At 65.0% G+C, this 19,048-nt stretch carries 16 protein-coding genes; 1 reads left to right on the top strand and 15 read right to left on the bottom strand.

Annotated features, from left to right (window positions below):
* Positions 1 to 57: 57 nt before the first annotated feature.
* From aroA to ACOOHP_RS09255, 9 genes are all read right to left on the bottom strand, one after another.
* Positions 58 to 1,350, bottom strand: a complete 1,293-nt coding sequence (aroA, locus tag ACOOHP_RS09295) for a 3-phosphoshikimate 1-carboxyvinyltransferase (RefSeq protein WP_420466163.1) — start codon at positions 1,348 to 1,350, stop codon at positions 58 to 60.
* A 14-nt stretch (positions 1,351 to 1,364) separates the two neighbouring features.
* Complete coding sequence (locus tag ACOOHP_RS09290; protein WP_420466162.1) at positions 1,365 to 2,129, bottom strand: TerC family protein; 765 nt, start codon at positions 2,127 to 2,129, stop codon at positions 1,365 to 1,367.
* A 7-nt stretch (positions 2,130 to 2,136) separates the two neighbouring features.
* Positions 2,137 to 3,000, bottom strand: coding sequence for a prephenate dehydrogenase (locus ACOOHP_RS09285; RefSeq protein WP_420466161.1), 864 nt, complete (start codon positions 2,998 to 3,000; stop codon positions 2,137 to 2,139).
* On the bottom strand, positions 2,997 to 4,154 hold the full coding sequence (gene hisC / locus ACOOHP_RS09280) for a histidinol-phosphate transaminase (protein WP_420466160.1): 1,158 nt from the start codon (positions 4,152 to 4,154) through the stop codon (positions 2,997 to 2,999). Before hisC ends, ACOOHP_RS09285 begins: the two co-directional genes overlap by 4 nt.
* Positions 4,154 to 5,245, bottom strand: a complete 1,092-nt coding sequence (pheA, locus tag ACOOHP_RS09275; protein WP_420466159.1) for a prephenate dehydratase — start codon at positions 5,243 to 5,245, stop codon at positions 4,154 to 4,156. The genes hisC and pheA overlap by 1 nt, the downstream gene beginning before the upstream one ends.
* Positions 5,246 to 5,531: 286 nt before the next feature.
* Positions 5,532 to 6,707, bottom strand: coding sequence for a phosphoglycerate dehydrogenase (locus ACOOHP_RS09270; RefSeq protein ID WP_420466158.1), 1,176 nt, complete (start codon positions 6,705 to 6,707; stop codon positions 5,532 to 5,534).
* Between the two features lie 99 nt (positions 6,708 to 6,806).
* Positions 6,807 to 7,889 carry a 3-phosphoserine/phosphohydroxythreonine transaminase gene (gene serC, locus ACOOHP_RS09265; protein ID WP_420466157.1) on the bottom strand — a complete coding sequence of 361 codons (1,083 nt, stop codon included), beginning with the start codon at positions 7,887 to 7,889 and terminating at the stop codon, positions 6,807 to 6,809.
* 32 nt (positions 7,890 to 7,921) lie between these two features.
* Positions 7,922 to 8,332, bottom strand: coding sequence for a type II toxin-antitoxin system VapC family toxin (locus tag ACOOHP_RS09260; RefSeq protein ID WP_420466156.1), 411 nt, complete (start codon positions 8,330 to 8,332; stop codon positions 7,922 to 7,924).
* A 35-nt stretch (positions 8,333 to 8,367) separates the two neighbouring features.
* Positions 8,368 to 8,556, bottom strand: coding sequence for a CopG family transcriptional regulator (locus tag ACOOHP_RS09255; protein WP_420466155.1), 189 nt, complete (start codon positions 8,554 to 8,556; stop codon positions 8,368 to 8,370).
* A gap of 274 nt (positions 8,557 to 8,830) precedes the next feature.
* On the opposite strand from ACOOHP_RS09255, the gene ACOOHP_RS09250 reads away from it, so the two are divergent.
* Entirely contained in the window at positions 8,831 to 9,208 is a 378-nt protein-coding gene (locus tag ACOOHP_RS09250; protein ID WP_420466154.1) for a limonene-1,2-epoxide hydrolase family protein, read from the top strand.
* A 63-nt stretch (positions 9,209 to 9,271) separates the two neighbouring features.
* Here ACOOHP_RS09250 and gyrA read toward each other — a convergent pair whose 3' ends face one another.
* The 6 genes from gyrA to murJ all read right to left on the bottom strand — a co-directional run bounded on the left by gyrA (position 9,272) and on the right by murJ (position 19,005).
* Positions 9,272 to 11,965, bottom strand: coding sequence for a DNA gyrase subunit A (gene gyrA / locus ACOOHP_RS09245; RefSeq protein ID WP_420466153.1), 2,694 nt, complete (start codon positions 11,963 to 11,965; stop codon positions 9,272 to 9,274).
* A 182-nt stretch (positions 11,966 to 12,147) separates the two neighbouring features.
* Positions 12,148 to 13,095: a 4-hydroxy-3-methylbut-2-enyl diphosphate reductase gene (ispH, locus tag ACOOHP_RS09240; RefSeq protein WP_420466152.1), complete on the bottom strand. Its 948-nt coding sequence runs from the start codon at positions 13,093 to 13,095 to the stop codon at positions 12,148 to 12,150.
* A 1-nt stretch (position 13,096) separates the two neighbouring features.
* Positions 13,097 to 13,612: a signal peptidase II gene (gene lspA / locus ACOOHP_RS09235; RefSeq protein WP_420466151.1), complete on the bottom strand. Its 516-nt coding sequence runs from the start codon at positions 13,610 to 13,612 to the stop codon at positions 13,097 to 13,099.
* An 11-nt stretch (positions 13,613 to 13,623) separates the two neighbouring features.
* Positions 13,624 to 16,395, bottom strand: a complete 2,772-nt coding sequence (gene ileS, locus ACOOHP_RS09230) for an isoleucine--tRNA ligase (protein WP_420466964.1) — start codon at positions 16,393 to 16,395, stop codon at positions 13,624 to 13,626.
* Positions 16,396 to 16,454: 59 nt separating this feature from the next.
* Positions 16,455 to 17,396: a bifunctional riboflavin kinase/FAD synthetase gene (locus tag ACOOHP_RS09225; RefSeq protein ID WP_420466150.1), complete on the bottom strand. Its 942-nt coding sequence runs from the start codon at positions 17,394 to 17,396 to the stop codon at positions 16,455 to 16,457.
* A gap of 58 nt (positions 17,397 to 17,454) precedes the next feature.
* Positions 17,455 to 19,005: a murein biosynthesis integral membrane protein MurJ gene (gene murJ / locus ACOOHP_RS09220; RefSeq protein WP_420466149.1), complete on the bottom strand. Its 1,551-nt coding sequence runs from the start codon at positions 19,003 to 19,005 to the stop codon at positions 17,455 to 17,457.
* Between the last annotated feature and the right edge of the window lie 43 nt (positions 19,006 to 19,048).

Below are 19,048 nucleotides of genomic sequence, written 5' to 3'. Positions count from 1 at the left end.
TTGGTTCGCGCACGAACGCCACTGCGGCTATGCGTGTCCTTCGCGACTGACCCTGGCTCAGAGGCGAATTCGCAGCCCCGCCTGCGTCGCCAAGCGGGCGAAGCCTGGGAAAGAGGTGCTGACGTTGGCGACGTCGGCAATGCGGATATCGCCCTTGGCGCGCAGCGCCCCCATCGCGAACGACATGGCAACACGATGGTCCCCGTGCGAATCGATCTGGCCGGACCTGAACTGTCCGCCGCGAATGCGCGCGCCGTCCGGTGTGGCCACCGCTTCGATGCCAAGCGCCACCAAGCCGTCGACCATGGACTGAATCCGGTCCGATTCCTTCACCCGCAATTCCTCCGCACCCGTCACCAGCGTCTCGCCCTCCGCGCAAGCGGCAGCGACGAAAACCGCAGGGAACTCATCGATGGCCGAGGCCACCAGCGTTGGATCCACGGCGACGCCGCGCAGGCCCTGCCCACGCACGCGCAGATCGGCCACCGGCTCGCCACCGAAGGTGCGCTCATCGGACATCTCGATGCTCGCACCCATTGCCCGCAGGATATCGATGACACCGGTGCGGGTGGGGTTGATTCCGACGTCCTGCAGGATGAGGTCAGAACCGGGAACCAGCGCCGCGGCCAGCATGAAGAATGCGGCGGAAGAGATGTCGGCCGGTACTGGGATGGCAGTGCCATGGAGGACCTGCCCATCGTGAATGCGGACCCGGCCGGGCGCGACCTGCAGCCGCACGCCGAACGCCTGCAGCATGCGTTCGGTATGGTCGCGCGAGGCCTCTGGCTCGATCACCGTGGTGTCTCCCTGGGCATAAAGACCGGCCAGCAGGACACAGCTCTTGACCTGGGCGCTGGCCACGGCGGACACGTGTTCGATACCGCACAGGCGGTCGACCGGGTGCAGGTGCAGCGGCGCCTTGCCGTCGTTCGAGTCGATGTGCGCGCCCATGCGCGTCAACGGCTCGATCACACGCCTCATCGGGCGTCGCGACAGCGAGGCGTCGCCGACCATCACGGTTCCAAAATTCTGCGCCGCCATCAGGCCGGACATCAGCCGCATCGACGTGCCGGAGTTGCCCAGGTCCAGCGCCCCGCCCACTGCTTTCAGACCGCGCAACCCCACGCCATGCACACGCAAGCGGGTGTCGCCGAGGCGCTCGATGCGCACGCCCATGGCCTGAAAGGCCTTCATGGTGCACAGGCAATCCTCGCCGTCGAGAAAGCCGGTTACGTCGGTGACACCTTCGGCCAGCGAGCCGAGCATCACCGAGCGATGCGAGATCGATTTGTCGCCCGGCACCCTCAGGGTGCCGCGCGGCACGCCCCCTGGGGAGACGGTCCAGTTCACCGGATTCGTGCTGCTCACGTGCTCTTGCCTTCTTCGTGCGTGCTGTAGGGCTGATGCAACTGCACCGGTGCCACCGAGCGCTTGCGCAAACGGATGTTGAGCATCTCCACCACGATGGAAAATGCCATCGCAAAGTAGATGTAGCCCTTCGGGACCTCGTGATCGAAACCGCCGGCGATCAGCACCGCGCCGATCAGGAACAGGAACGACAGTGCCAGCATCTTGATGGTCGGGCGTGCCGAGACGAAGCGGCCGATGGGTCCGGCGAACAGCATCATCAGCGTCACCGAGGCGATGACCGCGGCGATCATGATCTCGATCTCGTCGACCATGCCGACCGCGGTGATGATCGAGTCCAGTGAAAACACCATGTCGATGAGCATGATCTGCACGATCACGGCGGTGAAGGTGGGTGCCACTCTGGATGACGCGTGACCCTCGACGCCTTCGAGCAGTTCATGGATCTCCATGGTGGCCTTCCACAACAGGAACAGGCCGCCCACGATCAGGACTAGGTCGCGGCCCGAAATGCCCTGCCCCATCACCTCGAACCAGGGCTGGGTCAGGCCGATGATCCAGGTCAGTACGAACAGCAGACCGACGCGCATCACCATGGCCGCACCCAGCCCGATCCGTCGCGCCAGATCGCGCTGGTGCGCCGGCAGCTTGTCCACGAGGATGCTGATGAACACGATGTTGTCGATGCCCAGGATCAGCTCCAGCATCGTCAGGGTGAAGAACGCGATCCAGGCGTCGGGACTGGCCAGTAATTCCATCATGCGACGTTCACTCGATATGGGGGAGGTAGCGCTCGCGCGCTGCACGCGCACGTGCGAAGCGCTGCTTGAGTTCGGACCAGCGCTCATCGCGCATCAGCGCCAGCAGTTCCTGCAGTTCGCCGATCTGCCGCTCCAGCAGCCCGGTCACCTCGACGCGGTTGGCGCGCACGATGTCGTGCCACATTTCCGGGCTGGAACTGGCGATGCGGGTGAAATCGCGAAAGCCGCCGCCCGCGTTGGGAAAGATATCGGCGGCGTTGTCCAGTCGCGTGAGCATGTCGACGAAGGCGTATGCCAAAACGTGCGGCAGGTGCGAGGTTGCGGCGAAGATGGCGTCGTGGCAGTGGGCGTCCATCTCCACCACACGCGCGCCTACCGACTCCCACAGGCCGCGCACCGTGGCGAGCGCTTGAGCGTCCTGAGAAGCATGCGGTGTGAGCACGACGCGATGACCGCGAAACAGGTCTGCGCGGGCCGCTGCCACCCCGCTCTTCTCGGTGCCGGCGATCGGATGTGCCGCGACAAAGCGCGGTGGCAGCCCGTCGAACACCCGGGTCAGGTCTTCGAGCACCGAAACCTTGGTGCTGCCAACGTCGGTGAGGATCGCATCGGGCGCCAAACCCGCCTTCACCGCACTCGCGGCTTCTGCGGTGTGCAGGACCGGCACAGCGAGTACAACCACGTCGGCGCGGTGCGCGGCTTCGGCAGCGCTAGGGGCGGCGACATCGATCACGCCCAGCTCGATTCCGCGTCGGGCCTGTTCGCGGTCCGGATCGTAGGCGGCGATGTGCGAGACGCCGTGGGTGGCGCGCAGCGCCCGCGCCAGGGAGCCGCCGATCAAACCCAATCCGATGACCGCCAGCCGCGTCACGCGGATCGCGCTGGGTCCAGCGCGTCGAGGAAACGCTCATTCTGCTCAGCAGTGCCGACGGTGACGCGCAGAAACTCCGGCAAGCCGTAGGACCCCATCGGCCGCACGATGACGCCGCGTTCCAGCAGGCCTTGATGGATGTCTCGCGCATCGCGACCGAAACCCACGGTCAGAAAGTTGGCTTGCGACGGCAGGACGGTCAGTCGGCGCTCGCGCAGCCTGGTCTCCAGCGACGCTCGCTGCTGTGTGTTGAGCGCAATGGAGTGCCGTACGTGGTCCTGATCGTCGAGTGCCGCCTCCGCCGCCAGCAGCGCAAAGCTGTTGTTGTTGAATGGCTGCCGTACGCGATTGAGCAGATCGGCCACCGTCGGATGCGACAGTGCATAGCCCACGCGCAGCGAGGCGATGCCGTAGATCTTGGAGAAGGTTCGGGTGATCACCAGGTTGGGAAAGCGCTCCAGCCAGGGCCGTGCATCCGGGCGCAACGCCGGGTCCTGGTAATCCCAGTAAGCCTCGTCCAACGCGACGATGACATGCGGCGGTACCTGTTCCAGAAAACCCAGAATCTCCTGCGGCGCATTCCAGGTGCCGGTCGGGTTGTTGGGATTGGCGATGAAGACCAGGCTCACATCCGGGCGCTGCCGCAGGCCATGTGCAAAAGCTTCCAGATCATGTCCGTATGCCATCGGATGGTCTGCCGGGTAAGCCGGCACCACCACGCTGTCGGCGTTCTGCGCCTGCGCAGCCAGTGCATAGACCGCGAATGCGAAGTCCGAGTACATCACGGCACGTCCGGGGCCAGCGTAGATGCGCGACAGGAATTCCAACAGGTCGTTGCTGCCGTTGCCCAGAGTGACGCGTTCAGGCGCGATGCCGTGGTACTCCCCAATCTTGCGCTTCAAGCGGAAGCCGCTGCCGTCGGGATACAGCGCCAGATTGTCGCTGTGGGCAGCATTCGCCAGCGTCTGTTGTACGCGCGGACTGGCCCCAAGGGGGTTTTCGTTGGAGGCGAGCTTGACCACGTCGGCCAGACCCAGCCGGCGCTGCAGTTCGTCGATGGGCATGCCCGGGGTATAGGCCTGGATGCGGAGCACGCCGGGCAGCGCATTGCGGGTCAGCGGGTCGAAATCGAATGGCGGGTTGGGCGCTGTCATCACATCACGGCCTTGGGATAGGAGCCCAGTATTTTGAAGAACGCGGCATTGGCGCGCACTTGGTCGAGCACGGCACGAGCCGCGTGGTCGCTGCTGTGTCCACCAAAGTCGATGAAGAAGTAGTAGTCCGGTACCGGCGAGCCTCGCACCGGACGCGATTCGATACGGGTCATGTCGATCTGCGCATCGGCCAAGGGCTTGAGCAGGGTGAACAGGGCTCCCGGTTGGTTGCGGTGCGCGGTGGCCACGAAAGAGGTCAGGTCGCTGCCGGTGGCACTGGGATCATGTTTGCCGATGATCAGGAAGCGCGTGGTGTTGCCCGGATCGTCCTCGATATTGGAAGCCAGGATATTGAGGCCGTACAGACGCGCGGCGGGCAGCCCGGCGATGGCGGCGCCGCCTCGTTCGCCGGCGATGCGCGCGGCCTCGCCGTTGCTGGAAACCTGTTCGCGCTCGGCCCGGGGCAGGCGCGAGTCCAGCCATTTGCGGGTCTGGGCGAACGACTGCGGATGCGCATAGACGGTGTTTACCGCGGTCAGCGAGGTCTCGCGCGACAGCAGGTGATGGTGCACCGGCAGCATGACCTCGCCGCAGATACGCAGTTTGGTGTGCACCAGCGCGTCGAGCGTGTGGGTGACCACGCCGCCGATGGAGTTCTCCACCGGCACCACGCCGTAGTCGGCGGCGCCGGATTCCACATCACGGAAAATCTCATCCACGGCGGTGAGCGGACGCACGGTGACGGCGTCGCCGAAATGCTTGAGCGCAGCCGACTGCGTGTAGGTGCCCTCGGGACCCAGATAGGCCACCGTCAGCGGCGACTCCAGCGAGAGGCAGGCCGACATGATCTCGCGCATCAGGCGCGCGATGACCTCGTCGGTCAGCGGCCCGCCCCCCGGACCGCGGTTGCGCTCCATTGCGCGGCGCAGCACCTCGGCTTCGCGCGAGGGACGGTAGTGATCGCCGGTGTCGCCCTGCTTCTGCTTGATGCGCGCCACCTGCTGGGCGATGCGCGCGCGGTCGGAGATCAGACGCTGGATGTGCTGATCCAGGGCATCGATGGCATCGCGGGCTTCGGCCAGGGTCTTCATTGCCAGAGGGTCTTGATTGGGGATTTGCGAATCATCGGAGCTGGCATAAAGAGGTAAGGTCGCACTTGATCGCCTGGCAGATCGGCATCCAGTCGAAGCGGGCGCGGTGAGCCTGGGGCAGGCGATGGAGGTGACAGGCGCAGCGCTCGTCGAACACCGACGCCTCAAGCTTGAAAACGGTCCTCCCCTCGCCGACAAAATCTTCGACAGACTTCGGTAGCGCCAGCTCGCTGGCGGCGTGTTTGAACGCAATCTCCCAGGCCGAAACGACACCGATTGTAGACCCCTACACGCCGGGGATCATCCGCACGTTGAGCACGCCCTCGATCCGCGCAATCGCCTCGGCCGCCGCCGCCGGCACCGCGGAATCGACGTCGACCAGGGTGTAGGCGATGTCGCCGCGCGACTTGTTGAGCAGGTCGGCGATGTTGAGCTGGTGCTTGGCCAGGGTGGTGGAAATCTGACCGACCATGTTGGGTACGTTGGCGTTGGAGATGCACAGGCGCGTCTTGCCCGGCAACAGAGGTAATACGGCCTCCGGAAAATTCACCGAGTTGGAGATGTTGCCGCGCTCCAGAAATTCGCGGAGCTGGTCGGCGATCATCACCGCGCAGTTGTCCTCCGCCTCGCCGGTCGAGGCGCCCAGGTGCGGCGTCGCGATCACTCTGGGATGTCCCTTGAGCGCGTTGGAGGGAAAGTCGCAGACATAGGCATGCAGCGAGCCGCTGTTCAGTGACTCGATCACGGCCGCTTCGTCGACGATGGCCTCGCGCGCAAAGTTGAGGATCACCCCTTGCTTTTTCAGCAGCTTGAGCCGCTCAGCGTTGACCAGACCGCGGGTGGCTTCCAGCAGCGGTACGTGAACCGACACGCATTGCGAGCGCGCCATCAGGTCGTCCACCGACAGCGCCTGCCGCACCCGCGCGTCGAGCTTCCAGGCGTTGTTGACGGTCATGGCCGGATCGAAGCCCCAGACTTCCATGCCCATCTCGATCGCCGCATTGGCGACCTTGACACCGATGGCGCCCAGACCGATCACGCCCAGGCTGCGTCCCGGCAGTTCGAAGCCGACAAACTTCTTCTTGCCGGCTTCCACCGCCTCGTGCAGCGCCTTGTCGTCGCCCTCCAGTTTGCGCACGAAATCCAGCGCCGGGGCGATGTTGCGTGCCGCCAACAGCAGGCCGGCGATGACCAGTTCCTTGACCGCGTTGGCGTTGGCGCCCGGGGCGTTGAACACCGGCACGCCGCGCTTGCTCATCGCGGCCACCGGAATGTTGTTGGTGCCGGCGCCGGCGCGGCCGATGGCTTTGACCGAACTGGAAATCTCCAGCTTGTACATGTCGGCCGAGCGCACCATCACCGCATCGGGATGGCCGATATCCGACGCCACTTCGTAGTGCTCGCGCGGCAGGCGCTCGAGACCAAGGACAGAGATGTTGTTGAGGGTCTGGATTTTGAACATGGGTTAGTCCGTGAGGCGTAAGGAGATAGGCGCAGCAGCGAGACACAGAAGAGGTGAAGGTGACTTTGCGTCACGCCTGACCCCTCACGCCTCACGGATTCACCCGCGCATCCGCACAAACTCCTTCATGTATTCGACCAGCGTCGCCACGCCCGTTTCCGGCATGGCGTTGTAGATCGAAGCACGCATGCCGCCTACTGCGCGATGTCCCTTCAGGCCGCGCATGCCCGCCGCGACCGAGCCTTTCAGGAACTCGGCGTCGAGGTCCGGATTGGCGAGGGTAAATGGCACATTCATCCACGACCGGTCCTTCCGGGCCACCGGGTTGCTGTAGAAATCCTGGCTGTCGAGGTAGTCGTACAGCAGCGCGGCCTTGCGCGCATTGCGCTCGCCGACGACAGCGAGTCCTCCTTGCGAGTCGATCCACTTGAACACCAGCCCCGACACGTACCAGGCAAAGCAGGATGGGGTGTTGAGCATGGACTCGTTGTCGGCCACCGCCTTGTAGTCGAACACCCCGGGAGTGACCGGCGCGGCGTGGCCGATCAGATCCTCGCGCACGATGACCAGCGTGAGGCCAGCCGGGCCGATGTTCTTCTGCGCCCCGCCATAGATGAGCCCGTACTTGGAAACCTCCAGCGGCCGCGACAGGATGTTGGACGACATGTCCGCCACCAGCGGGACACTGCCGGTATCGGGCACATAGTGAAATTCCACGCCGTGGATGGTTTCGTTGGGCGTGATGTGCACATAGGCTGCATCAGGATCGAGCGCCCAGCCTGTGCGGTCTGGGATAAGCGTGAACTTGTCCGCCTCGGAACTGGCCGCCACCCGGGCCTTGCCGTACTTGCCGCACTCCTTGAGCGCCTTCTTGCCCCAGTCCCCGGTGACGACGTAATCGGCACCGGCCTTGCCCCGCAGCAGATTCAACGGAATCAGGGCGAACTGCGCCGTGGCGCCGCCCTGCATGAACAGAACTTTATAATTATCAGGAATTTCAGCGATCCTTCTGAGTATCTTTTCAGATTCTTGAGCAATGCTCATGAACTCTTTGTCTCTATGGGACATTTCCATCACAGACATGCCGGACCCGTTCCAGTCGAGCAGGTCTTGCCGGACCTGTTCGAGCACCGGTAGCGGCAACGTAGCTGGACCGGCGCTGAAGTTAATTATTCTATTCATATCAATTATTTTTCCGATATTCTTAATGTAATTTATTGATTCTGATCGAGCCAGTTTTCCACATCCAGGCCCGCCACCATGCGATAGGGCTCAATATCGTCGCAGACCAGGGTGCAGCGGTGGGTCATGGCCTGGGCTGCCAGCATCAGTTGCAGTGCCCCGATGGACTCTCCGGCCGCCGCCAGATAAGCCCCGACGGTGGCCGCTTGCCTGGATTCGAGGTCACCGAAGTCGATCACGTGCAGGCTTTGCGAAAACTCACGCAGCAACCGACCGTGACGGGCCTGCGCCCGCGGCTGGGCGCGTAGCCCGATCTCCACCTGCATCCGGCCGATCACCGACATCGCCACCTCGCGCGGCGACAACTGTGCCAGTCGCAGCACCACCGGCAGGCGGCCCTTGACCGCCGCCGCCAGGGTGCCGCCATCCAGCAGATATCTCATCGGGCCGGCTTCCAAAGCTGAAATTCGACCGCGCCCTAATCGAGGTCGGGTGCGGGATTCCGCAGGTGCTCCAACAGAAAATCGGGCCAGATTTCGGCTTCGTTGCGAGTCAGCCATTCCTGCACCGCGCGGACGATGACCCGGTTGCGCGTCACCCCGCCGCGCTCCACCGCCGTGTTGAGGCGCGCCAAGGTCTCGGCGTCGAAATGAACGCTGAAATTCATCGCCCATAATCGCATAACAGGTGCTGTTAGTCAGGGCCTGCAATGGTCTGTTGATGTGCTTCCGGGCTCTGCCGGAGCAAGCGGCCGGCTCGTGCGCCGCCGCAAAATTCGCAGTGGGGGAGCTTCGAGCGCCTTGCGCGCGAAGCGCGTGCCATCGCCGCATTCGCTCCGACTTCAATCCGGACTTCCAGGGCATCGACGGGATCATCTGCGGGATTGCCCGGTAAGATCGAACCGGCCCACGCGGCCACCGCCCATGCTTACAGGAGTCTCCATGTCTGACCCAATACAAACCGTGCAGAAGTTCTTCCAGGGCTGGGAAACATCCCAGGGTTTTCGCAAGGCCATTCCTGAGTACATGACGCCCGACTGCGTGTACGAGAACGTCGGCCTGACCCTGGCCAACAGCCCGGCGGAGGCGCTGGCGGTGATGCAAGGGTTTGTCGACCAGATGGACTTCGATCGTCTGACGGTCGAGATGCTGGCCATTGCTGCGGTCGGCAATACGGTGCTGACCGAACGGATCGACGATCTCTACGACAGCCAGGGCACCAAGCGCCTGGCGCTGCGGGTGATGGGCGTACTCGAGGTGCGAGACGGCAAGATCGCTGCATGGCGCGATTACTTCGACACCGCGCCGTTCAAAGGTTAGCGAACCAGCTGGAACACCGGTACCGGGGGGCAGGTCGCCCCCTGGACCGTCGCCGCGCCCTGTTCAGCCTTCCCCGTTGCCCGGATCCGGTGCGGCCCCGTCATCATCTTCCACCGCGTCGCCGTCCTCGGACTCGATCCGGTCCAGACCCACCAGCCGGTCGCCGTCGGTGGGACGCATCAGCCTCACACCTTGGGTATTGCGGCTCATGCTGCGCACGTCGGTGGTCTTGAAGCGGATCAGGATGCCGGCCTCGGAAATCAGCATGACCTGATGTCCATCGTCGACCTCGATCGCGCCCACGAGGTCGCCGGTCTTGTCGGATAGCGCCTGCGCGATCACGCCCTGCCCGCCGCGGCCACGGCGCGGAAACTGATCGATGGGCGTGCGCTTGCCGTAGCCGTATTCGGACACGGTGAGGATCTCGCCGCCGTCGGCCACGATCAGCGCGATGACCGTGGCACCACCGGCCGCCACCGGCGCTGGGGCATCGTCCGCGCCCTGCTCGTCGGTATCGGTATCGCGGTCTGCGGCCTCGTCGGCGGCGGCGTCGTCCACGCTGCCCTCCCCTCGTTTGAGCAGGCGCATGCCGCGCACACCGGTCGCAGTGCGGCCCATGCTGCGAACGTCACCCTCGTTGAAACGGATCACGCGGCCGGCGTCGCTGAACAGCAGTACGTCGTTGCTGCCGTCGGTCAGGGCCACGCCCACCAAGGCATCGTCCACCCGCAGGTCCACCGCGATAAGACCGTTGGAGCGAATGTTGCCGAAAGCAGTCAGCTCGGTTTTTTTCACCGTGCCCAGACGGGTCGCCATGAAGATGAACTTGCCGGGGTCGTCGAAGGACTTGATCGGCAGCACCGCGCTGATGCGCTCGCCAGGTTCCAGCGGCAGCAGGTTGACGAATGGGCGCCCGCGCGAACCGCGCGATCCTGCCGGCAATTCGAACACGCGCAGCTTGTAGACCTTGCCGGTAGAGCCGAAGCACAGCAGCCAGTCGTGCGAATGCGCCGACCAGATGCGGTCGATGAAATCCTCTTCCTTGGTGCCCGCCGCCAGCCTGCCGCGGCCGCCGCGCTTCTGTGCCTGGTATTCGGCCAGCGGCACCGCCTTGACATAGCCTTCGTGCGACAGGGTGACCACCATGTCCTGCGGCGGAATCAGGTCCTCGCGCGCAATGTTGAGGGCCAGCTCGGTAATCTCGGTGCGGCGCTCGTCGCCGTATTGCTCCTTGACCGCCAGAAGCTCGGCGCGGATCACCGACAGCAGCCGCGGCTCCGAAGCGAGAATGTCGAGGTAATCGATGATTGCCGTCAGCAGTTCCCTGAATTCGTCGTGGATCTTGTCCGACTCCAGCGCGGTGAGCTTGAACAGGCGCATGTCCAGAATCGCCTGGGCTTGCGCGTCGGACAGCCGATAACCGCCGTCGACAATGCCGAACTCGTCGGCCAGATCCTCGGGTCGCGAGGCCTGCGCGTCGGCGCGGGCGAGCAGCGTGGTGACCAGACCGGCGTCCCACACCCGACCCATCAAACCGGCCTTGGCCTCCGCAGTATTCGGCGAACGCTTGATCAACTCGATCATGGCATCGATGTTGGCCAGTGCCACCGCAAGGCCTTCCAGGATGTGCGCCTTCTTGCGCGCCTCGCGCAGCAGGTAGCGCGTGCGCCGAGTCACCACCTCGCGGCGATGGCGCACAAAGATTTCCAGCAGTTCCTTCAGGTTCAGCGTGCGTGGCTGACCGCCCTCCAGCGCCACGATGTTGATGCCGAACGTCACCTGCAGGCCGGTCTGCTGGAACAGATTGTTCAGCACCACCTCGGCATTCTCGTTTCGCTTGAGCTCGATGACCACGCGCATGCCGTCGCGATCCGACTCGTCCTGGATCGCGGTGATGCCCTCGATCTTCTTTTCCTTGACCAGCTCGGCGATGCGCTCCTGCAGGCGCGCCTTGTTCACCTGGTAGGGCAGCTCGGTGACGATGATCGCCTGCTTGTCGGCGGAAACGTCCTCGAAATGCGTACGTGCACGCAGCACGATGCGGCCGCGGCCGGTGTTGTAGGCGTCGATCAGGCCATGGGCATCCAGCAACAAACCGGCGGTGGGAAAATCCGGCGCCGGGATCAGTTTCATCAGCCCGGCAATGTCGATGGCCGGGTTGTCGACCAGTGCGACGCAGCCGTCGATGACCTCACCCAGATTGTGCGGCGGAATGTTGGTGGCCAGGCCCACCGCGATACCGGCCGATCCGTTGACCAGCAACTGTGGAATGCGCGTGGGCAGAACCAGCGGCTCGACGTCCTTCTCGTCGTAATTGGGGACGAAATCGACGGTATCGGAGTCGATGTCGGCCAGCAGCTCGGAGGCCAGACGTGCCATGCGGCACTCGGTGTAGCGCATGGCCGCCGGCGGGTCGCCGTCGACGCTGCCGAAGTTGCCCTGCCCGTCCACCAGCGGATAGCGAAGCGAGAAATCCTGCGCCATGCGCACCAGCGCGTCATACGCGGCGTTGTCGCCGTGCGGGTGGTATTTGCCGATGACGTCGCCGACCACACGTGCGCACTTGATGTATGGACGGTTCCAGGTGTTGTTGAGCTGGCTCATCGCATACAGGATGCGTCGGTGCACCGGCTTGAGGCCGTCGCGCGCGTCCGGCAGGGCACGACCCACGATCACGCTCATGGCGTAATCGAGGTAGGAACGGCGCATCTCGTCCTCGAGATTGACGCTGAGGACTTCCTTCGCAAAATCGCTCATCAACAGGCCCTTTGGGCCGCGCCCGCAGGGCGGCCCGGTCTATGGTGCTTTTTGGGGGCTAAAACTGAAAGAATTCTAGCACATAGACCGCCTTGAAAGCGGAATTTCGGGCAATGTTCCAGGGCCCGTGAACATTGTCGGTGCAACGGCCGCGGCATGCCCGCCCCGGCACCCGCCGACGATCAGCTACCGACCGCCCGCCGCAACGCTGGGGGCAGCGCAAACACGATGGACTCGGTTTGCCCCGACAGCTCGCTCGGAGCCGTACCACCCAGATCCTGCAGGCGCGCCACCACCTGTTGCACCAGCACTTCCGGGGCACTGGCCCCGGCGGTGACGCCGACGTTGCGGCGCCCGGCAATCCACTGCGGGTCGATGTCCTGGGGGCCGTCGATCAGATAGGCCGGCGTGCCACGCGACTCCGCCAGTTCACGCAGACGGTTGGAATTGGAACTGTTGCGCGAACCCACCACCAGCAACACCTCGCAGCGAGCCGCCAGTTCCTTCACCGCGTCCTGACGGTTGGTGGTGGCGTAGCAGATGTCGTCCTTGCGCGGCCCCTGGATCAGCGGAAAGCGGGCCCGCAGGGCGTCGATCACCCTGGCCGTGTCGTCCATGGACAAGGTGGTCTGGGTCACATAGGCCAGGTGCGCCGGGTTCGCCACCGGCAGCGCGGCCACGTCGGCCGCGGTTTCCACCAGATGGATGGCGCCGCCCTGGGTGGCGTCGAACTGGCCCATGGTGCCCTCCACCTCGGGGTGTCCGGCATGCCCGATCAACACCACCTCACGACCTTCGCGCGAATAGCGCTTGACCTCGATATGCACCTTGGTCACCAGCGGGCAGGTGGCGTCGAACACGGTCAGGGCCCGCGTTTGCGCAGCCGCACGCACGGCCTGGGAGACCCCGTGCGCGGAAAAGATGCACGTCGCGCCAGCAGGGATTTCGTCGATCTCCTCGACGAACACCGCGCCCTTGGCGCGCAGATCGTCGACCACGAAGCGGTTGTGGACCACCTCATGGCGCACATAGATGGGCGCGCCCAGCACCTCCAGCGCCCGCTCCACGATCTCGATCGCGCGGTCCACGCCGGCACAGAAGCCGCGTGGATTGGCGAGCAGGATGTCCATCTCAGCCCGCTTCCTCGTCCCGACCCGCGCTGCGCGCCTGCGCGCGTTCGCGCAAGGTCTGCAGCAGCATGTCCAGCAGCAGCAGGCCGGCCCCCACGGTGATGGCCACATCGGCGATGTTGAACGCTGCAAAGTGCCAGCCGCCGAGATGAAAATCGATGAAGTCGGTCACGTAGCCCAACCGCACGCGGTCGATCACATTGCCCAGCGCACCGCCCAGGATCAGCGCCAGCCCACAGGCCACCATGCGCTCTCCCGTCGGGTGGCGCCGCAGCCAGATCAGGATTCCAACCGCCACCGCCACGCCCAGCAGCACGAAGAACCACGGCGGCATCTGGCTCATCATGGAAAACGCAGCGCCGCGATTCTGCAGATGAACCAGGTTCAGCACCGGCAGTATCGCAACGCTCTCGAAACGCTGGATGCCGATAATCACCATCTGCTTGGTGATCTGGTCGGCGAGCATGATCGCCGCCGACAACCACAACCAGTGCACATTCGCGTAACGGAAGGTCATGTCGGCCGTCCCTAGAGATAGCGCCGCGTTTCGCCGGGGCCGTCGACGTTGACCACGCAGCGACCGCACAGCTTCGGGTGATTCGGATGCGCGCCGACGTCGGCGCACTGGTGCCAGCAACGCTCGCACTTGGCGTGGGGTGTCGCGCTGGCAACCAGCAGCAGGATCGAGCCGTCATCGAGCTCGTGCCGCTGCGCCTCCGGCGGCGCCTCTGCCACGGCGTGGACGCCGACCGCGGAGGTCAGGAACCAGAACTTCAGCTCGTCGCCGGGGCGGCGCAGCGCCGCACCCAACTCGCCGTCGGCATACAGATGCAAATCTGCCGACAGGCCGGAGCCAATCCTGCCGTCAACGCGCAGACCCTCCAGCGCCTTGCGCACGGCCTCGCGGGCGGACAGCAGTCGCGCCCAGTCCAGTGCGTTGGCGCCGTTCCCGCTCGGCAGGTCGTGCCAGCGCTGGGCGAACACCGGACCCTTGCGCGGACCAGGAACGAGCTGCCAGATCTCGTCGGCGGTGAACGAAAGCACCGGGGCGATCCAGCGCACGAGCGCCTCCAGGATGTGCCACATCGCGGTCTGCGCCGAGCGTCGCGGCAGGCTCTTGGTCCCGGTGGTGTAGAGGCGGTCCTTGAGGATGTCCAGATAGCAGCCGCCCAGGTCCACCACGCAGTAGTTGTGCAGTTTCTGGTAGACCACGTGAAACGCGCAGTCTTCATAGGCCTTGGCCAGCTCGGCCTGCATCGCAGCCGCCTGTGCCAGTGCCCAGCCGTCGATCGCAACCAGTTCGGATGCCGGTAGCGCATCGGCGGCCGGATCGAATCCGTGCAGATTCCCGAGCAGAAAGCGCGCGGTGTTGCGGATGCGCCGATAAGCGTCCGCCATGCGCGTGAGCAGCTTGTCGGAGATGGCGATCTCGCCGGAATAATCGCTGGCGGCCACCCACAGGCGTAGCACGTCCGCGCCGAGGGTCTTGGTGACCTGCTGCGGCGCCACCACGTTGCCCATGGACTTGGACATCTTGCGACCCTGCTCGTCCACGGTGAAGCCGTGGGTGAGCACCGCGCGATACGGCGCGCGGCCGTGCATGGCGGTGCTGGTGAGCAAGGACGACTGGAACCAGCCGCGGTGCTGGTCCGAGCCTTCCAGATACAGATCGCCGATCGGCGCCGCGCCGTGCTCGTCGAGCAACTCCGGCTCCAGAGCCTTGAACCAGCACTGGTGCACCACACCCGAATCGAACCAGACGTCGAGGGTGTCGGTGCACTTCTCGAACTGGGCTTCGTCCACGCCCCAGTCGCTGGGCGCCGAGCCGAACCAGGCTTCCAACCCGTCGCGTTCCACCCGGTCGGCGATGCGCGCAAGCAGCGACACGGTGTCGGGATGCAACTCCTGCTTCTGACGATGTACGAACACCGCCATCGGCACCCCCCAGGTGCGCTGCCGAGAGATGCACCAGTCCGGACGATTGGCCACCATCTCGCGGATACGCGCCTCGCCCCAGGCCGGGATCCACTGGGTTGCGGCGATCGACTCGAGCGCCTGCGGCCGCAGACCCTTGGTGTCCATGGATACGAACCACTGTGGCGTGGCGCGAAAGATCAGCGGCGTCTTGTGACGCCAGCAATGCGGAAAGCTGTGCGTCAGCGCCGCGCGCTTCACCAGGGCGCCACGCGTTTCCAGCGCCTGCAGGATGAATTCGTCGACCTTGCGCACGTGCATCCCGGCCACCAGCGGTGCGTCGGCGGCGAAAACGCCATTGGACTGTACCGGGTTGTTCACCGGCAGCCGATATTCCAACCCGACAACATAGTCCTCCACGCCGTGCGCGGGCGCCGTATGCACCAGGCCGGTACCGGCTTCGGTGGTGACATGGTCGCCGCAGACGAGCGGAACGACGCGGTCGGCAAACGGATGCTGGGCGTGCGCACCCTCCAGCGCGGCGCCTTCAGTGGTTGCCAGCACCTGTGCAGTGTCGTCCCAGCGGCGCGCGACGCCTTCGACCAGTTCGGCCGCCAGCACCACCAGCCCCCCCCGCTCCATCCGCACCAGCGCGTAGCGCAGCGCACGGTTGACGGCGATCGCCTGATTGGCCGGCAACGTCCAGGGGGTCGTCGTCCAGATGACGAAGCCGGCACCGGTTGCATCGCGCACCCCAAACCGCCGTGCCAGATCGGCGGGGTCCGCACTGTCGAACCGCACGTCGATCGCGAACGACTTCTTGTCCTCGTACTCGACCTCGGCTTCGGCCAGCGAGGAGCCGCAGTCCAGGCACCAATGCACCGGTTTGAATCCGCGCACGACGTGACCGCGCTGGACGATCTGCGCCAGGCAGCGCAACTGCTCGGCCTCGAAGCGCGGGTCCATGGTCAGGTAGGGCCGATCCCAATCGGCCAGCACGCCCAGGCGCTTGAAGTCCTGTCGCTGGCTGTCGATCTGCTGCTGCGCGTATTCGCGGCACTTGGCGCGGAATGCCGCCGCGTCCAGCTTGTCGCCGACCTTGCCGTGCTTTTTCTCGACCTGCAGCTCGATCGGCAGGCCGTGGCAATCCCAGCCGGGCACAAACGGCGCGTGGCGGCCGGCCAGCCGGCGCGACTTGACGATGATGTCCTTGAGCACCTTGTTGACCGCGTGCCCGATATGGATATCGCCATTGGCGTAAGGCGGTCCGTCGACAAAGCGATACGGCGCACCATCGCGCGTCGCATCCTGGATCTGCCGGTACAGGTTTTCGGCTTGCCAGCGAGCCAGGAACTCCGGTTCGCGCTTGGCCAGGTTGGCCTGCATCGGAAACGCGGTTTCCGGCAGGTTGAGGGTTTGCTTGTAGTCCACTGGATTTCGGATGTTCAGGAGTTCAGCAGGCGCCGCGCGACGGCGGCGTCCTCGTGCATTTGCAGCTTGAGCGCGTCGACCGATTCGAAGCGCAGCTCGGGGCGCAGGTGGTGGGCAAATTCGACTTCCAGCACGCGGCCGTACAGATCGACCTGGACGTCGAACAGGTGAGTCTCCAGCAGGCACTGCGTCAGTCCCAGGGTGGGGCGGATACCCAGACTTGCAACACCGTCCCAACGCTGACCATCGCAGTTGGCGCGCACGGCATAAACGCCCAGCGGCAACGCCAAGGTGCGATGGATGGCGATGTTGGCGGTCGGCATGTCCAGCTTGCGGCCCAGTTGCAGGCCTTTGCGCACGCGCCCGGTGATGCGGTAGGCGTGCCCCAGTAAGCGCTCGGCGCGCGCAAAGTCGCAGGCCTGCAAGGCCTCGCGCAAGGCGCTGGAGCTGGATCGTTCGCCTTGCACGGTGATCGTGTCGACCGCCACCACGGTGTAACCCAGTTCGTCCGCCCGGCTCTGCAGATAGCGGATGTCGCCCGCACGGGCGCGGCCGAAGCGCAGGTCGTCACCCACGATCAGGGCGCGGGCGCCGAAGCGGTCGAGCAGGATCTCTTCGAGAAAGGCCTTGGGCGGAATGTCGGCAATGCGGCGATCGAAACGCACCAGCACCAACCGTTCGATGCCGTGCCGCTGCAACGCCAGCAGTTTGTCGCGCAGGGTGCTGATTCGCGGGTGAGCCTGCTCGGGCGAGAAGAACTCTCGCGGCGACGGATCGAAGCTCATCACCACCGCTGGCAGCCCCGACGCCCGGGCATGGCTGGCGGTCTGTTCGAGCAACTCCTGATGACCGCGGTGCAGCCCATCGAACTTGCCCACCGTCATCACGCAGCCGTGGTGACGTGCGCGCAGGTTGTGCAGGCCACGGACCAGTTCGATACGCAGGGGCTCGGTCATCGACAAAGTATATCGGCGCGCGACCACCGCATGCCGCGGCGCAACAACGCGGCCGCGCTCATGCACTCATGCGCAGGTGCGACGGACGCATGCCGAGCAGCGCCAAAACGCCGAAATAGGACAGGATCGCGGCAACGATCATGCCCAGCAGCCGCAGCACCCGGTCCGACAGGTCTGCTGCACTCCAGGCCGACAAGGGGCCCGATAACCAGATCACCACCACACTCATCACCATCACCGCCGTCGCCAGTTTGAGCAGGTAAGCGCCCCAGCCCGGCACCGGCAGATAAATGCCATCGCGCCGCAGGCGCCTTAGCAGCAGCACGGCGTTGAATAGCGAACTGGCCGAGGTCGCCGCCGCCAGCGCGACATGCGGCGCAGGCAGGTCTTTCCAAAGACACAGCCCGACCAGAGCCAGGCTCAACGCCATGCCGGCGCTGAGCGCAATCACCCCGTAGCGCACCGGCACCATGGTCTGCTGGCGCGCGTAGAACGCGGGAACCAACACCTTCACCAGCGAGATGCCGAGGAAGGCAAAGGCATATGCCATCAGCGCCCAGCGCGTCATGTCCAGGTCACGAGCGCCGAACTGGCCGTGTTGGAACAGGGTGCTCACCAACGGCCCCGAAAGCAGGAGCAGGCCTGCGGTAGCCGGCACCGCCAGCAGCAGCAGGACGCGCAACGCCCAATCGATGGTAGCGCTGAAGCGCTGCGGCGATTGCGCCACGTGTTCGGCCGAAAGGCTGGGCAGAATCACGGTGGCGACCGCCAGCGAAAAGATGCCCAGCGGAAACTCCATCAGACGATCGGCGAAATACAGCCAGCTCAGGCTCCCGGCGAACAGTAGCGACGCGATAATCGTGTCCAGCAGCAGGCTCACCTGCGCCACCGAAGAGCCGAACACGATCGGCCCCATCAGCCGCACGACGCGACGCACCCGCAGATCGCGGCCGCCCCAGCGAGGTCGCGGCCACAGACCGATGCGCGCCAGCCAGGGCAGCTGAAATCCGAGCTGGACCACACCAGCCACGAACACCGCAATGGCCAGCACCCGCACCGATTCGGAGTCCACGAACGCGGCGCCGATCAGGCACAGGTTGAGGATGATGGGCGTGCCCGCCGGCACCGCGAAGCGTCCGTAGGTATTCAGGACCGCGCCGGCCAGCGCGGTGAGCGAGATCAGCATCAAGTAAGGGAAGGTCCAGCGCAGCAGGTCGCTGGCCAGTTCATGGCGGCTGGCGTCCGCGGCGATCCCCGGCGCAAACAGCCACACCAGCAGCGGTGCCGCCAGACAGCCGACCAAGGTGATCATCGCCAGCACCCCGCCGAGGGTGCCCGCCACCGCGTTGAACAGATCGCGCACGTCCTCGGGCTGGCCATTGGCCTTGACCTCGGTAAAGACCGGCACAAAGGCTTGCGACAGCGCCCCCTCGGCGAACACGCGGCGACCGAAATTGGGGATCTTCAGCGCCAGCAGGAACACGTCCATGACCGGGCCCGCGCCGAAGAAGGCGGCGAAGAGGATGTCGCGGACGAAGCCCAGTACGCGCGAGATCAGCGTCATCAGGCCCACCACACCGGTCGATTTGAGTAGCCGCGAGGAAGACATGAACCGATGGGCGGGGCCGTGCGGGAGAAAGTGAGTATTCGTG

It is taken from the genome of Panacagrimonas sp. (assembly GCF_965216805.1).
Classification (GTDB): Bacteria; Pseudomonadota; Gammaproteobacteria; order Nevskiales; family Nevskiaceae; genus Panacagrimonas.
This window is presented reverse-complemented; position numbering and strand designations above follow the sequence as displayed.

Excerpts from the sequence above, each read along its gene's own strand:
- ACOOHP_RS09290 (WP_420466162.1), bottom strand. The coding sequence starts at position 2,129 with ATGATGGAATTACTGGCCAGTCCCGACGCCTGGATCGCGTTCTTCACC.
- hisC (WP_420466160.1), bottom strand. The coding sequence starts at position 4,154 with ATGACAGCGCCCAACCCGCCATTCGATTTCGACCCGCTGACCCGCAAT.
- pheA (WP_420466159.1), bottom strand. The coding sequence starts at position 5,245 with ATGAAGACCCTGGCCGAAGCCCGCGATGCCATCGATGCCCTGGATCAG.
- ACOOHP_RS09270 (WP_420466158.1), bottom strand. The coding sequence starts at position 6,707 with ATGTTCAAAATCCAGACCCTCAACAACATCTCTGTCCTTGGTCTCGAG.
- serC (WP_420466157.1), bottom strand. The coding sequence starts at position 7,889 with ATGAATAGAATAATTAACTTCAGCGCCGGTCCAGCTACGTTGCCGCTA.
- ACOOHP_RS09260 (WP_420466156.1), bottom strand. The coding sequence starts at position 8,332 with ATGAGATATCTGCTGGATGGCGGCACCCTGGCGGCGGCGGTCAAGGGC.
- ACOOHP_RS09255 (WP_420466155.1), bottom strand. The coding sequence starts at position 8,556 with ATGAATTTCAGCGTTCATTTCGACGCCGAGACCTTGGCGCGCCTCAAC.
- ACOOHP_RS09250 (WP_420466154.1), top strand. The coding sequence starts at position 8,831 with ATGTCTGACCCAATACAAACCGTGCAGAAGTTCTTCCAGGGCTGGGAA.
- gyrA (WP_420466153.1), bottom strand. The coding sequence starts at position 11,965 with ATGAGCGATTTTGCGAAGGAAGTCCTCAGCGTCAATCTCGAGGACGAG.
- ispH (WP_420466152.1), bottom strand. The coding sequence starts at position 13,095 with ATGGACATCCTGCTCGCCAATCCACGCGGCTTCTGTGCCGGCGTGGAC.
- lspA (WP_420466151.1), bottom strand. The coding sequence starts at position 13,612 with ATGACCTTCCGTTACGCGAATGTGCACTGGTTGTGGTTGTCGGCGGCG.
- ileS (WP_420466964.1), bottom strand. The coding sequence starts at position 16,395 with ATGCAGGCCAACCTGGCCAAGCGCGAACCGGAGTTCCTGGCTCGCTGG.
- ACOOHP_RS09225 (WP_420466150.1), bottom strand. The coding sequence starts at position 17,396 with ATGACCGAGCCCCTGCGTATCGAACTGGTCCGTGGCCTGCACAACCTG.
- murJ (WP_420466149.1), bottom strand. The coding sequence starts at position 19,005 with ATGTCTTCCTCGCGGCTACTCAAATCGACCGGTGTGGTGGGCCTGATG.